General features: G+C 66.0%; 13 protein-coding genes. 5 read left to right on the top strand and 8 right to left on the bottom strand.

Annotated elements, in window-relative coordinates; genetic code table 11:
- Positions 1-144: 144 nt before the first annotated feature.
- From eutB to Q2K57_RS02485, 3 genes are all read left to right on the top strand, one after another.
- Entirely contained in the window at positions 145-1,143 is a 999-nt protein-coding gene (gene eutB / locus Q2K57_RS02495) for a hydroxyectoine utilization dehydratase EutB (RefSeq protein ID WP_112054259.1), read from the top strand.
- A gap of 46 nt (positions 1,144-1,189) precedes the next feature.
- Positions 1,190-2,167 (top strand): cyclodeaminase, encoded by a 978-nt coding sequence (locus tag Q2K57_RS02490; RefSeq protein WP_304526041.1) that lies wholly within the window; start codon positions 1,190-1,192, stop codon positions 2,165-2,167.
- Between the two features lie 216 nt (positions 2,168-2,383).
- Positions 2,384-3,055, top strand: a complete 672-nt coding sequence (locus Q2K57_RS02485; RefSeq protein ID WP_112054261.1) for a haloacid dehalogenase type II — start codon at positions 2,384-2,386, stop codon at positions 3,053-3,055.
- A gap of 76 nt (positions 3,056-3,131) precedes the next feature.
- Here Q2K57_RS02485 and Q2K57_RS02480 read toward each other — a convergent pair whose 3' ends face one another.
- From Q2K57_RS02480 to Q2K57_RS02445, 8 genes are all read right to left on the bottom strand, one after another.
- On the bottom strand, positions 3,132-3,353 hold the full coding sequence (locus Q2K57_RS02480) for a zf-HC2 domain-containing protein (protein WP_304526040.1): 222 nt from the start codon (positions 3,351-3,353) through the stop codon (positions 3,132-3,134).
- Positions 3,350-3,958 (bottom strand): sigma-70 family RNA polymerase sigma factor, encoded by a 609-nt coding sequence (locus Q2K57_RS02475; protein WP_304526039.1) that lies wholly within the window; start codon positions 3,956-3,958, stop codon positions 3,350-3,352. Before Q2K57_RS02475 ends, Q2K57_RS02480 begins: the two co-directional genes overlap by 4 nt.
- Positions 3,959-4,011: 53 nt before the next feature.
- Positions 4,012-4,638: a TIGR04282 family arsenosugar biosynthesis glycosyltransferase gene (locus Q2K57_RS02470; protein WP_304526038.1), complete on the bottom strand. Its 627-nt coding sequence runs from the start codon at positions 4,636-4,638 to the stop codon at positions 4,012-4,014.
- On the bottom strand, positions 4,628-5,338 hold the full coding sequence (locus tag Q2K57_RS02465; protein ID WP_304526037.1) for a TIGR04283 family arsenosugar biosynthesis glycosyltransferase: 711 nt from the start codon (positions 5,336-5,338) through the stop codon (positions 4,628-4,630). The genes Q2K57_RS02470 and Q2K57_RS02465 overlap by 11 nt, the downstream gene beginning before the upstream one ends.
- Positions 5,339-5,386: 48 nt before the next feature.
- Positions 5,387-6,052 carry an ATP-binding cassette domain-containing protein gene (locus tag Q2K57_RS02460; protein WP_304526645.1) on the bottom strand — a complete coding sequence of 222 codons (666 nt, stop codon included), beginning with the start codon at positions 6,050-6,052 and terminating at the stop codon, positions 5,387-5,389.
- A gap of 86 nt (positions 6,053-6,138) precedes the next feature.
- Positions 6,139-7,836 (bottom strand): ABC transporter permease, encoded by a 1,698-nt coding sequence (locus Q2K57_RS02455; protein ID WP_304526036.1) that lies wholly within the window; start codon positions 7,834-7,836, stop codon positions 6,139-6,141.
- A gap of 4 nt (positions 7,837-7,840) precedes the next feature.
- Positions 7,841-9,112, bottom strand: a complete 1,272-nt coding sequence (locus Q2K57_RS02450) for an ABC transporter substrate-binding protein (protein WP_304526035.1) — start codon at positions 9,110-9,112, stop codon at positions 7,841-7,843.
- Positions 9,113-9,208: 96 nt separating this feature from the next.
- Entirely contained in the window at positions 9,209-10,309 is a 1,101-nt protein-coding gene (locus Q2K57_RS02445) for an aminoglycoside phosphotransferase family protein (RefSeq protein WP_304526034.1), read from the bottom strand.
- 426 nt (positions 10,310-10,735) lie between these two features.
- On the opposite strand from Q2K57_RS02445, the gene Q2K57_RS02440 reads away from it, so the two are divergent.
- Together Q2K57_RS02440 and Q2K57_RS02435 are read left to right on the top strand one after the other, a co-directional pair.
- Positions 10,736-11,533, top strand: coding sequence for an aspartate/glutamate racemase family protein (locus Q2K57_RS02440; protein ID WP_112054268.1), 798 nt, complete (start codon positions 10,736-10,738; stop codon positions 11,531-11,533).
- A gap of 267 nt (positions 11,534-11,800) precedes the next feature.
- On the top strand, positions 11,801-13,405 hold the full coding sequence (locus Q2K57_RS02435; protein WP_304526033.1) for a nodulation protein NfeD: 1,605 nt from the start codon (positions 11,801-11,803) through the stop codon (positions 13,403-13,405).
- Positions 13,406-13,475: the final 70 nt, after the last annotated feature.

Here is a 13,475-nt window from a genome sequence, read left to right as displayed (position 1 = left end):
AGGCAAGCGCCGATTGAGAACCAAGCGCGCCGCCCACTGGGCGGCGCGCTTGGTTATGACGGTTGCTATGACGCTGGTTATGATGGCGGTTACCGCTATGGTTATGGTCATCCGGTGAAGGATGAAAGGATAAAGGAAGAGCCCATGTCCCACCCCATTCATGGCGTTACCCTGGCCGAGCTCTATAAGGCTCGCAAGCGCATCGCCGGCCAGGTGGTGCGCTCGCCGCTGGTGCGCTCGGCGCCCCTCTCGCGGCGCTTCGAGGCCGAAGTGCTGCTCAAGCTCGAGACCTGCCAGCCCACTGGCGCCTTCAAGCTGCGCGGCGCCACCAACATGATTGCCGCCCTGATTGAACGCCATGGCCGCGAGGCGTTGGCCCGCGGCGTCACCACCGCGTCTACCGGCAACCACGGCCGGGCGGTGGCCTTCGCCGCGGCACGCCTGGGCGTGCCGGCGACCATCTGCCTGTCGACTCTGGTGCCGGCCAACAAGATCGCCGCCATCGAGTCCCTGGGCGCCACTGTCACACGCATCGGCGCCAGTCAGGACGAGGCCTTCAAGGAAGTGGCGAGGCTGGTCGACGAGGAGGGCATGACCCTGGTCCCGCCCTTCGACGATCCGCTGATTGCCGCCGGTCAGGGCACCATCGGACTCGAGCTGCTGGAAGATGCCCCCGGTCTCGATCGGGTCTTCGTCGGGCTCTCCGGTGGCGGCCTGCTCGGCGGCATCGGCGCGGCCATGAAGGCCATTCGCCCCGAGGCCCAGATAACTGGGGTCAGCCTCAGTCGCGGGGCGGCGATGTGGAAGAGCCTGGAAGCCGGCCACCCGGTGACGGTCGAGGAGGCCGAGAGCCTCGGCGATTCGCTGGGCGGCGGCATCGGCCTGGATAACCGCTGCAGTTTTGCCCTAGTCGACGAGGTGATGGACGATCACTATCAGGTCTCCGAGGCCGCCATCGCCCATGCCATGGTCGACATGCTCGAGAACGAGAAACTGCTGGTCGAGGGCGCTGCGGCGGTCGGGCTGGCGGCGATCGAAGAGCACCACATCGATATCCGTGGCCAGACGGTTGCGCTGATCGTCTCCGGCAACGGGGTGTCACTCGAGACCCTTGATCGGGCCCGGCGTCTCGTAGGACGCTAGTGCACTTGATTCCCTCATCACGACATTCCCTCATCAGGAGAGGCTCATGCAGCTATTCGACCGGGCGGCGATCAGCGCGGCCGTGACGCTGGATCAGGACGCCCTGAGCGCCGTGGAAGCGGGCTTTGCGGCCCTGGGGCGCGGCGAGGCGGTGCAGCCGCCGATCCTGTCCATGGCCATCGAGGAAGCCAACGGCGAGGTCGACGTCAAGACCGCACATATTCGCGGCTTTTCCCGTTTCGCGATCAAGGTAAGCCCCGGATTCTTCGATAATCCCAAGCGAGGGCTTCCCAGCCTCAATGGTCTGATGATGGTATTCTCGGCCCAGACCGGCCTGGTCGAGGCGGTGCTGTTCGACGAGGGCTATCTGACCATGGTGCGCACCGCCCTGGCAGGCGCCATTGCCGCCAAACATCTGTCGCGGGCCGACAGTCGCCGGGTCGCGGTGCTGGGAGCCGGTGAACAGGCTAAGCGGCAGGTCGAAGCGCTGCGTCTGGTGCGCGATATCGAGGCCGTTGATCTCTGGGCGCGTCGGCCGGAGGCGGCGAATGACTGCGCCGAGCAACTGCGCGCCATGGGGCTTGCGGTGACGGTGCATGAAAGCGTCCGGGCCGCCTGCGCCGAGGCCGACATCATCGTCACCACCACACCGTCCCAGCAGCCGATTCTCAGTGCGGCGGACCTGCCCGAGGGTGTGCACGTCACCGCCATGGGCTCGGACAGCCCCGAGAAACGCGAACTCGATGCCAGCGTGCTGACCCGCGCCGATGCCTTCGTTTGCGACAGCCGGGCCCAGAGCGAACGCAACGGCGAGCTCAAGGCCTTCGCCGGGTCCGCTGATGGACCTTCGGCCGGGAGCGGGGCCGATGGAGAGTTGCCTTTCAAGGTCTTCGAGCTGGGCCAAGTGATTGCCGAGGGCCAGCGCCTGAGGCTGACGCCGGCGACCATTACGGTCTGTGATCTTACCGGCACCGGTGTGCAGGACACCGCCATCGCGGATTTCGCCCTCAGTCGCTTAACCTGAGCCGTCTGGGCTTAGCCGTTTGGAATGAGTCCAGCGCTGGGGGATCTGCCAGGCCTTGGCTTGTCGCCAAGACTAAATGCTACCAAGCTGTTGATCCGATACTGATGCTGAACGGTTCTTCAGGACGCTTCTTCAGGTCGCTTTCTCAGGACGCTTTCTTAGTATTAAGTACAAGTTCTCAGGTTTCTTTTTAAGCACTAGACACAAGGATGCACGATGAGCAAACGCGTATTGGCCTTCGACGTCTATGGCACCCTGATCGATACCCACGGCGTGATCGCTGAACTGGAAGAGGCCCTGGGTGAGCGGGCAGCGGCCTTCTCTCAGCGCTGGCGTGACAAGCAGTTGGAGTACAGCTTCCGGCGAGGGTTGATGGGGGCCTATGCGCCTTTCTCCGACTGCACTCGTGAGGCGCTTGAGTTTACCGACCGTGCTCTGAGCGCTGGCCTTAGTGAGGGGCAGAAGGATCGCCTGATGGCCACCTACGGCAAGCTGCCGGCCTTTCCCGACGTCGCCGAGGCTCTCGAGCGCTTCACCCGGGCCGGGGTGACCTGCGTGGCCTTCTCCAACGGCACCCGTGAGGCGGTCGATGGGCTGCTGAGTCAGGCCGGGCTGCGCGATCACTTCGACGACATCGTAAGCGTCGATGAGATCAAGCGATTCAAGCCCGATCCTGCGGTCTATTCCCACCTGCGCGACCGCATGGAGAGCGAGGCCCAGGACACCTGGCTGATTTCCAGCAATCCCTTCGACGTGATCGGGGCTCGCCATGCCGGCCTGCATGCCGCCTGGATAAGGCGCAGCGCCGAGGCACCCTTTGATGCCTGGGGCGGCGAGCCCGACTTCACGGTCGGCGATCTCTGGGAATTGGCCGATCGGCTTATCTAGGCGTTATGCAGCAACGACCGCCCCGGCCTCGCGCCGGGGCGGTCGCTCAGGCTAGCCGTCAGCCATCGACGACGAATCAGCGCCGGGTTGAGGTGTTGTCACCTTCGTCCGCGGGCGGCTCATCGTCGAAGCGACGGCCGGCCTGGTGCAGCAGGTCGAACTGGGCATTGCAGTGGCGACAGGCACGACACATGCCCAGGTGAAAGCGCAGCGAAAAGCGCTCGCCAAGGCTGAGTGTGGCGTCCAGGCGCTTGGACATCAGCCGGGTCGCTTCCCGGCACATCATCACCTTGATCATTTTTCTTGCTCCGACAGGCCGTGCTGGGAGAGATAGCCGCGCTCGATGCAGGCCCGCAGGCGCAGGCGAGCACGGTGCAGGATCACCCAGCAGTTGTTCTCTTTGAGCCCGGTTTCCTTGCAGATGTCCGCGGTGGAAAGTCCCATCAGTTCGCGCAGCGAGAAGACGCGGGCGATGTTCTCCGGCAGGGCAATCATGCAGGTGTCAAAGACCCGCCAGAAATGCTCGTTGGCGAAGGTGGCTTCCGGATCGCCCCAGTCCGAGGGGCGGGCGGCGAGCTGCCAGTGCCCGCTCTGTTGAAACTGCCGGTCGATGGCCTCGTCGTCGCTTTCGTCGTCGAAGGGCTGCCACTTGCCCTGGCGGCGCTGGGCGCGCAGGGCATCGAGGATCTTGTACTTGAGGATGCCGAACACCCAGGTCTCGTAACCGGAACGCCCCGCGAAGTCGTCGTCCTTCTCGATGGCGGTGGCCAGCGCCTCCTGCACGGCATCCTCGGCCAGGGCTGGTTCCCTGAGCTGCAGCCGTGCGAAGGACACCAGCCGAGGCCGCACGGCCGCCAGGCGCTGCATCCTTGCGTTGGTGTCTTGCGTTGTTCCCGCCGCCATGTCATCCCCTGTCGTCGATCGCTCTTCGTAGCATGATCCGCCGATGCGAAACATCAAGGCGAGGTGTCTTGGCTCTGCCAGCGGGCCACATCTTCGGGCCGATCGACGTCCCATACCTTGGCAGGCTGCGCGAGTCGCCAGCCCAGGCTGTCGGCTCGGGCCAGCGTCTGGGCAAGCACTCGATCACTGCCCCAGGCGATATCCGTGAAGAACGCCTGACAAGGCGCCCGTAGCCCCACCAGTGCATAGCCGCCGTCCTCGGCGGGCAGCAGCACGCCGTCATGGCGGGAAAGGGCCGCGTGACAGTCGGCCAGCAGTTGAGGCGCCAGCACCGGGCAGTCGCTGCCCACCAAGAGTCCCGGGGCGCCCATGGCCTCGAGCGCCGTGAACATGCGCACACCTAGGTCGCCCTCAGGCTGGGGGCGCAGGCTGATGCCATGGCGCTCGGCGAATTCCACGAACAGCGGGTGGTCATGCTCGAGGCTGGTCCACAGCACGATGCGGTGGGCCGGAGTGGCGGCCAGTGCGACCTTCAGGGTCTGACGTAGCAGCTGCTCGTGCAGCCTGGCCGCGGTCTCGGGGGCGAAGGTAGGGGTCAGCCGCGTCTTGACCCGTCCCGGCACGGGGGCCTTGGCGAGAATGGCCAGGGGGAAGCCGTCGTTAAGCGGATCAGCGTGCATGGCGGTACTCCTCGGCCAGCCGTTGGCAGTCCTCGCCGCGCCAGTAGCGATAGCGCAGCCGCCACATCAGCAGCATGGTGACCCACAGGCCGTTGTTCTCCCAGCGTCGCCCGGAACTCACCACCCGCGCGCGCAGGCAGGCCGGCTTCGATAGGTGTTTCAAGCGTTTGCTGATCTCGATGTCCTCCATCAGCGGTTGATCTGGATAGCCGCCCACGGCCTCGAAGGCGGCGCGGGTCATGAACAGGGCCTGGTCGCCGGTGGCGATGCCGGTGAGTCTCGAGCGCCAGTTCATGCAGAAGGCGATGACACCCAGCATGCTCTGCTCACCTGATAGGCGAATGTCGAAGCGCCCCCAGCAGCGTGAGCCAGACAAGGCCTTGGCGATCAGTCGGTCGGCACGGCGGGGCAGTTTCGTATCGGCGTGCAGGAACAAGAGCTGCTCGCCACGACTGGTCCGGGCGCCCAGGTTCATCTGCCTGGCGCGGCCCGGTTCGCTGGATAGCACTCGGCTGGCGTGGCGCTTGGCAATCGCCACGGTGTCGTCCTGGCTGCCGCCATCGACGACGATCAGCTCGACGCCACACACCCACAGGCCGAGCAGGGCGGTCAGCTGGCTTTCGATGCTGGCCGCCTCGTTCAGGGTGGGAATGATGATGCTCAGGCGCGGGGGGCGGGAGAGGACTATGGATACGGGCATGGTCACTGGCTTGGACGAGGCATGGATAGGGTCAAGACATGGATGGGGTCAAGGCTGGGCTCCCAGCTCGATGACCGGACCGCCGGCGGCATTCGCATCGGCCGCATCGTGGGTCACCATCAGCGCCGGGAGGCCAAGGCGCTGCACCCGCGTGAAGACCAGCGAACGCATTTCTTGGCGCAGCGAGGCATCGAGCTTCGAGAAGGGCTCATCCAGCAGCATGGCACAGGGCTTTGAGAGCAGCACCCGCATCAGCGCCACCCGTGAGCGCTGGCCGCCAGATAGCGTGGTCGGGTCGCGGTCGGCGAAGCCGGCCATTCCGATTTCTTCGAGCGCTGCCTCTATTTTCTCGTGTCGTGCCCGCCGAGTCTCTTTCCGGGGCCCTTTCCCGGATGCATTCAAGGGCTCCTTCCGGGGCATGCCGAAGGCCAGGTTGCCGCCGACGCTCAGGTGGGGGAAGAGCAGCGGGTCCTGAAACAACAGGCCCAGCTGGCGCGCCTCGGCCGGCAGGCGAGTCAGGTCGCTGTCATTGAGCAGCACCCGCCCCTGGCCGGTGAAGGCGGGCGCCAGGAAGCCGGCCAGGTAGGCAAGCAGGGTCGACTTGCCGACGCCTGACGGGCCCATCAGCGTCAGCACCTCGCCCGGGGCGATGCGGGCATCCAGCGATAGCAGCGGGCGGCCGCCCTGGTCGATGCGTATGTCCTCGAGGATCAGGGCATGCCCGGTGGAAAGGCGGCCGTCTGCCGTGCGCTCAGCGCTCGTATGGATAGCCCCGCTAGGGGAAAGGGTATCGAGAGGGGTCACGGATTGAGTACTCCACTTCGGTGACGCATCAGCAGGCGGGGCAGGGCCAGGGCCAGGGTGAAGCCCAGGGCCGGCAGCAGCAGCTGCATCAGTGCATAGACGGCGGTCAGGCGGCGGTCGCCACCGCTTGCCAGGCTTACCGCCTCGGTAGTCAGCGTGGACAGGCGACCGGCGCTCATCAGCAGAGTCGGCAGATACTGGCCGACGCTTACCGAGAAGCCGACCGCCGCGGCGGTCAGGATCGGAACCGTCAGCAGCGGCAGGCGTACGCGCACAAAGAGGCTGGCCGGGGAATGGCCGAGGCTCGCCGCCACCTGTGCCCAGCGAGGGTCCAGACGCCGATAGCTCTCGGCAAGCGACAGGAAGACATAGGGCAGCACGAAGAGGCTATGGGCCAGAATCACGGCCAATGCTCCCGGGGCCAGGCCGGCCTGAACCTGCAGCTGGACCAGACCGAACAGGAAGGCGACCGGCGGTACGACTAACGGCAGATACAGCACCAGTTCTGCCCAGGCGGCCATGCCACGGTTGCGCAGATGCTCGGCCTCCAGAGCGCCGACGGTCAATACCAGCGACAGCCCGGTGGCGGCCAGGCCGATCAGCGCCGTCTGTGCCAGCGGGTCCTTGAGGCCGGGCAGCGCCCCCTGCCAGGCGTGCAGGCTCAAGGGGTTTGGCAGCGCTGCCGGGAAGGGCCACCAGGCGGCCAGTGACCACAGCACCAACCCCACGAGGCTGCCGCCGAGCAGCAGGACGGCCAGCAGGGTGGTGAGCCCGCCGGCGCCGGCCCACAGACGGTCGCCGGCCTGGCGGCGGCCGCTGGACAGGGCGGTCCGGGTCAGGCGTGCGACCAGTCGTTCGCCGAGCCACCACAGGCCGAGCGCCGCCAGGGTCACGCCGAGCTGCAACAGGGCCGCCGCCGAGGCGACGAAGCGCATGGAAAGGTCCGGGTCGTTGATCCAGCGCACCACCGCCACTGCGAGCGGCGGCGGGGTGGTGGGGCCGAGGATCATGGCCACTTCGACATTGGCGGAGGCGAAGGCGATTACCGCATAGATCGGCAGGCGAATCAGCGGGTAGAGCCCCGGCAGCACCGCCTTGGCGAAGGCGGTGACTGGCGCATAGCCCAGCGATCGGGCCAGCCGCAGCCGTGCCTGGGCCTGACACTGGGGCAGGGCGGCCAGGCTCATCAGTAACAGGAAGGGCACTTCCTTGATGACCAGGCCGATGGTGAGGCCCAGGCCCCAGGGGTCGCCGGGGAAGAGATAGTCCGGCGGCGTGTCCCAGCCGCTGGGCCAGGGGGAGATCATACGGCTGGCGAGCCCCGAGGGGGTGAGCAGGAAGGCGATGCCGATGGCGGCAGCAGCATGCGGCACCGCCAGCAGGGGCGACAGCAGTCGCCGCACCAGGGCCAGGGCCCGTGTCTCGGCGAAGGCGCCGAGAAACAGCATGACGATGGCCAGCGAGATCAGCGAACTGGCAAGCCCGGCGCTCAGGCTCAGGCGCACCATGTCGGCAAGTCCCGGCGTCGCCACCAGGGTCCGCCAGTGCTCAAGGGTCAGTTCATCGCCGCCGAGAGCCGGCAGCCAGCCCAGCGCCGGGGCTAGAATCCCGGCGAGTCCCCCGGCCACCGGCAGGCTGAGCAGGGCCATGGCGAGCCAGGGGATGGTGCGAATGGTCGGTGAGAAGAGGCGCATCGGGTCACTGGCTGCCGTAACGCTCGAGCCAGGCCGCCTCGAGGCGTTCCATCCAGCTCGGGTGCGGCTCGGGAACCGTCTTCGACAAGGCGCCGGCGGGCAGGGCGGCCGGGTTGTCACTGTCGTCGATGAAGGTCGCGCGCACCTCGTCGCTCACTGCGTCCATATCGAGTACCGTGCGATCGCCCCACACGGCCGGGTCCTGCTTGTGTGCCTGTGCTTCCGGCGAGAGCAGGAAGTTGGCGGTCACCAGGGCGCCGGCCTTATGGCTTGCATTGAAGGGAATGGCGACGAAGTGCACATTGCCCAGGGTGCCAGCGTCGAGCACGTAGCTGCGGGTGGTGGGCGGCAGCTGGAAGTCGGCCACGGCCGCGGCCGGCTCGGAGGGGATGAAGGTAAAGGCCAGGCTCAGCTCGCCGTCGCCCATCAGGCGCTTCATTTCGGGGCCGCTGGTCGGGAAGTTGCGTCCCTCGCGCCACAGATAGGGGTGCAGAGCGTTGAGATAGTCCCACAGCGGGGCGGTGACGGTGGCGAAGTCGCTCTCCTCTACCGGCTGATAGAGCGGCGCGGTGTCCGGGGTCAGCTCGATCAGGGCTTGTTTGAGGAAGGTGCTGCCGGTGAAGTCGGGCACCAGGGGATAGGTGAAGCGACCCGGGTGGGCGCGAGCCCAGTCGAGCAGTTCTGCCATGGAGCTCGGCGGGCTCTCGACGCGGGCGCTGTCGTAGTAGAAGGTCAACTGCGCCTTGCCCCAGGGCGCCTCGAAGCCTTCGGTGGGCACCGTGAAGTCGACGCGCACTTCCGGGTTGGCATCGGCACGAGTCAGGGCGTAATGAGGCAGGGCCTCGGCGAAGGGGCCAAACAGCAGGTCGTTGTCCTTCATGGCGGCGAAATTCTCGCCGTTGATCCAGATCAGATCGATGGCACCCTCATCGAGGTTGCCAGCGGCCTTCTCCGCGATGACCCGCGAGACTGCCGTGCCGGTATCGCTGAGCTTGACGTGTACCAGTTCGATGTCGTGGCGTGCCTCGAGCTCGTCGGCGACCCAGGACAGGTAGTCGTTGGTGCGGCTATCTCCGCCCCAGGCGTTCCAGTAGACCGTCTGTCCCTGGGCGGCCTGTTCGATGGCGGTCCAGTCATCCAGCGCCAGCGCGTCGTCCTGGGCGAGGCTCGGCAAGGCGGTGGCGAGGGCAGTGGCAGATAGAGTAGCCACGGCAATCGAGCGGCCGAAATAGCCAGTGAACGAGCGCGAGCGGGCAAGGGGGGCAATCCGGTGCATGGCGAGAGTCCTTGTGTTGAACTGATACGGCGATGATCTTTTACGGTGATGAGCATTGCACAGTAAGGCGCTTGGTCAGGCGCTTGAGAAGGCGCGTCAGGCCAGGCCGCTATCACCGGCCAGTGACCGCCATTCATGGCGAACCTGGGCAATGACCGGCGGCGACAGATAGTGCTCGACCCGGTCGGCGACATGGGCGATCAGCGCTGGATCACTGAGTTCCGATGACCAGTCTTCACCCGCAGCGCTGGCGTCTCGGGCCCTTCGCTGCTCGGCCTGCCACTTGGCGCACCAGGTCACCGACCACAGCCACATGGCGCGGCGACACTGCAACAGCTCGTCGGCGTCGATGCGGGCGCCGTGCTCGGCCATGGCGGCAGCCCAGGCACGGTGGAAAGCGCGCACCTCGCCAAGGCTCAGTTCGGCATAGCTGTGCGGGTCCCAGGTGGTCGAGGTGTAGAGGCTCGCATGGGCCAGGTCGAAGCCGGGCAGGCTGTAGCGGCATTTTTCCAGATCGACGAGCATCGCGCGGCCGTCGTCCTGGATCAGGAAGTTGCCGGGGTGGGCATCGAAGCTGATCAGCGACTGACTGGCTGGCGGTGCCCGGCGGCACCATTGCTCAAGGTCTGCCAGATCATCAGAGAGCTGACGGCGAACCTCGGGGGTGATCTTGGCTCGATCAAGATACGCCGCCTGCTGATGAAGTTCCGTGAGCATGGCCGCCCAGGGGTCGGTCGGTGCCTGCAAGGGTGTCCGCTTTGCGGCCGGTGGCAGCGGCTGTGCATGCAGGCTGGCCAGGGCCTTGGCGATCGCCGGCAGGTCCTCGGGCAGCCGGGCGTGGCGGCCGCGGATCGCCGACACCAGCAGGCCGCCTCGCGGCAAGGCGTCGCTTACGGGGAGCACGGCCTTCAGAGCCGGAGTGTGGCCGCCCTGGCTCGCCCGGGTGAAGCAGGCCGCCTGATAGGCGAGGTTGTCATCGGCGGCAAGGCGCATCTGGCTCTGCTTGGGCAGCCGCGCCACCCAGTCCTCGCCGTTCTGGCGGGAGAGCCACAGGTGGGCGTGAGCCAGGCCGGTGTCGGCCATCGGGGTCAGCGCCGTTAGCTCACCATTGAGGCCCGCCTCGATGAGCGCCTGACGCAGCGGCTGGCACAGCGAGGCGATGGCCTGTGTCGAGGCAGCGGTGTCCGTGTCGAGCATAGCGGTCTCGGGTCGGGAAAAGAACGGGTAATGGCACTTGGTCGGCCGTCGTCGGGCAAGCTTACAATCTTTTTGTCACAGGACCTTACCCCATGCCAGCGGAGTGAATCACATAATCTTGGCGCCGTCTGAGGTGAGGCCCCGGACCGGTGTTGTTCACGATGCTTGCCGGGCGATGCGGGAAGGCCCGCTGGTCGTGGATAGGTAGTGGTGGGCAGTGGTAGGTAATGTAGGTAGTGGATAGGTAGTGGATAGAAGACAGTGAGCGATCACCAGACCGCAGGACAGCGCGGTCGTCCTGCATAGAAAGCCGCTGCATGAAAATCTGGCGCATGGAAATAAGCGCCGCGACGGCATGATGATCCAAGCTTGAGCCGCGTGAAGCGACTAAGGTAATGGCATCACCCCCGGTTCATGGATGTCGCCATGTCGTCTGTCTCTTCAGTGTCCTCACTACCTCACGTTGCCGTTGCAGATGATCGCGCGCTGGCCTTTCAGCGCTATAACCGACCGGAGCTTTTGCGCATCGGCCTGGTACTGCTCGATACCGACTACACCCTGGAGCGTGACTGGCATCGGCTGGTCGGTGACGACATGGAGCTGTTCTGCACTCGCATGCCCACCCACGCCGAGGTTACCCCAGCCGCCCTCAAGGCGCTCGAGGCGGGCATTACCCCGGCGGCGGCGACTCTGGTGCCGGGGCTGCCGCTGCACACCCTGGCATTTGGCTGCACCTCGGCGGGGCTGTTGATTGGCGATGTGCCGATCGCCGAGCGCCTGCATGCAGTGCGCCCGGAAGTGGCTGTTACTCATCCCTGGCTCGCCATCCGTGCCGCCCTGGAGGCCCTGGAGGCCCGACGCATCGCCGTGCTGACGCCCTATGTGCGGGAGGTCGATGACGCCTTCCTTGACGCCTTCACGGCGCTGGGAATCGAGGTCGCGGCCATCGGCGGTTTCCGTCTTGATCATGATCCGGACATTCCGGCGGTGGACCCCGCCTGCCTGGGCGATGCCCTGGCGACGCTGCTCGACGGCGCGGGGCCAGTAGATGCGGTGGTTCTGCCCTGTACCAACCTGCGCGCGCTGGATGTGCTCGACGAACTCGAGCAGCGCTTCGGCGTGCCCTGCGTCTCCAGCAATCAAGCGCTCTATTGGCATGCTCGATGGATCGCCGGCCGGCCTACCTGCCAGGCGGGTTTCGGCCGGCTTTTGGCTGGAGTTTGAAAGTAGGGATATGGAAGTAGGGATCTGAAAGCAGGGTTATGAAAGTAGATGAAGGCGAGGCTATGAGGAGGAGTCTATGCAAGAGAGAGGCATGAGGACGGCGGGCATCGCGCGGCTCTGAGCCTGACTATTCGGCCCGGGTCGGGGTTATCTTGACTATGTTGTAAGGGGGGCTAGCCGGATGTGCGGTACAGGCAGACGGTGAAGGAAGCCTTCGCCTGGACCGGAGCCGCTGGATGCCAGGGAGCAGGGAAGGGGGCAGATGTCATGCAGGTCATCACATCCCATCGCATACGACGCCGTTGGCTGTGGCCGAGCCTCACGGCTCTGCTGCTCGGGGCGATGCTTGCCTGGCTGGGGCCGGTTCTTGCCCAGCAGGATGCGCGTGATCGTCTGGGCCTGGTGATGACCCTGGATGGCGCCGTTGGCCCCGCCACCGCCGACTACTTCATTCGTGGCCTGCACCGGGCCCGGGACGCTCAGGCGGAACTGGCGATTCTTATCCTGGATACGCCCGGCGGGCTCGATGCTTCGATGCGCGACATGATCAGCGAGATGCTCGCCTCACCGGTCCCGGTGGTGGTCTATGTTGCACCCGACGGCGCGCGAGCGGCCAGTGCCGGCACTTATCTCTTGTATGCCAGCCATGTGGCGGCCATGGCGCCCTCGACGCATCTGGGGTCGGCCACTCCGGTGAGTATGGGCGGCGGCGGTCTGCCCGGCCTTGGCGACGAGGCCCCCGCGACCGGTGAGGAAGATGCAGGGAATGCGGCGCCGGGCAAGGCCAAGGGCGGTGAAGCCGCGACGAGCGTCGGTGCGTCGGGCGGTACCGGCGCTGCCAAGAGTGCCGATACCCAGGTTTTAGACGCCCGGGCTTCAGACTCTCAGGGCTCAGACTCTCAGGGCTCAGGCTCTCAGGGCTCAGGCTCTCAGCCGGCAGAGGACTCCGCCGCCGACGCTCCGAAACGACGGGGTACCACCGCCATGGAACGCAAGGTGCTCGAGGATGCGGTGGCCTATATCCGCAGCCTCGCCGGGCGACACGGGCGCAACGCCGACTGGGCCGAACTCGCCGTGCGCGAGGCTCGCACCCTGACCTCCCAAGAGGCTCTCGAGCAGGGCGTGATCGATGTGCTGGCCCGCGACCTCGACGACCTGCTGGTGCAGATCGATGGTCGGACCGTGATCATGGCCAACGGCGAGCGGGTACTGGACAGCGCCGGCCTGACCCTTGAGCGCTTTGATCCGGACTGGCGTACCGAGCTCTTGTCGGTGATCAGCGATCCCAACGTTGCCTACTTCCTGCTGATTATCGGTTTCTACGGGCTGATCTTCGAACTCGCCAACCCTGGCAGCCTGGTGCCCGGCACCATCGGCGTGATCTCGCTGTTGCTGGCGCTGTTCGCCTTTCAGGTGCTGCCGGTCAACTTTGCCGGCCTGGCGCTGATCCTGGTCGGTCTGGGGCTGATCGCCGGGGAGGCGTTGATGCCCAGTTTTGGCATTCTCGGCATCGGCGGCATCGTGGCCTTCGTGATTGGCTCGGTGATTCTGATGGATGCCGAGAACCTGAGTGTTTCGCTGCCGCTGATCGGCGGTGTGGCAGGGCTCGCCGCGGCCCTTTTGCTGTGGATGATGATCCATTTCATGCGTCTGCGCCGACGCCCTGCGCGGACCGGAAAGGAAGAGATGTTGGACGCCGAGGCCAGGGCGCTGGAGGACTTCGATGGCGACGGTCATGTGTGGCTGCATAACGAACGCTGGCGGGCTCATGCAGGCGAGCCGGTGCGTAAGGGGCAGTCGCTCAGGGTGGTGCGCCTTGACGGCCTGACCGTCGAGGTCGAGCCGATCAAGGAATCATCATCCGAGACCTAGGTGTCGTCTCAGGGACGGCGAGCCTGGGCATTTATCAGATGGAGCCGAGCCATTGCGGCCGGTTTCATCC

Source organism: Halomonas sp. I5-271120, from assembly GCF_030553075.1.
GTDB lineage: Bacteria > Pseudomonadota > Gammaproteobacteria > Pseudomonadales > Halomonadaceae > Onishia > Onishia taeanensis_A.
Note: the sequence above shows the minus strand (reverse complement) of the source record. Positions and strands in the feature narration are given on the sequence as shown.

Excerpts from the sequence above, each read along its gene's own strand:
- eutB (WP_112054259.1), top strand. The coding sequence starts at position 145 with ATGTCCCACCCCATTCATGGCGTTACCCTGGCCGAGCTCTATAAGGCT.
- Q2K57_RS02490 (WP_304526041.1), top strand. The coding sequence starts at position 1,190 with ATGCAGCTATTCGACCGGGCGGCGATCAGCGCGGCCGTGACGCTGGAT.
- Q2K57_RS02485 (WP_112054261.1), top strand. The coding sequence starts at position 2,384 with ATGAGCAAACGCGTATTGGCCTTCGACGTCTATGGCACCCTGATCGAT.
- Q2K57_RS02480 (WP_304526040.1), bottom strand. The coding sequence starts at position 3,353 with ATGATCAAGGTGATGATGTGCCGGGAAGCGACCCGGCTGATGTCCAAG.
- Q2K57_RS02475 (WP_304526039.1), bottom strand. The coding sequence starts at position 3,958 with ATGGCGGCGGGAACAACGCAAGACACCAACGCAAGGATGCAGCGCCTG.
- Q2K57_RS02470 (WP_304526038.1), bottom strand. The coding sequence starts at position 4,638 with ATGCACGCTGATCCGCTTAACGACGGCTTCCCCCTGGCCATTCTCGCC.
- Q2K57_RS02465 (WP_304526037.1), bottom strand. The coding sequence starts at position 5,338 with ATGCCCGTATCCATAGTCCTCTCCCGCCCCCCGCGCCTGAGCATCATC.
- Q2K57_RS02455 (WP_304526036.1), bottom strand. The coding sequence starts at position 7,836 with ATGCGCCTCTTCTCACCGACCATTCGCACCATCCCCTGGCTCGCCATG.
- Q2K57_RS02450 (WP_304526035.1), bottom strand. The coding sequence starts at position 9,112 with ATGCACCGGATTGCCCCCCTTGCCCGCTCGCGCTCGTTCACTGGCTAT.
- Q2K57_RS02445 (WP_304526034.1), bottom strand. The coding sequence starts at position 10,309 with ATGCTCGACACGGACACCGCTGCCTCGACACAGGCCATCGCCTCGCTG.
- Q2K57_RS02440 (WP_112054268.1), top strand. The coding sequence starts at position 10,736 with ATGTCGTCTGTCTCTTCAGTGTCCTCACTACCTCACGTTGCCGTTGCA.
- Q2K57_RS02435 (WP_304526033.1), top strand. The coding sequence starts at position 11,801 with ATGCAGGTCATCACATCCCATCGCATACGACGCCGTTGGCTGTGGCCG.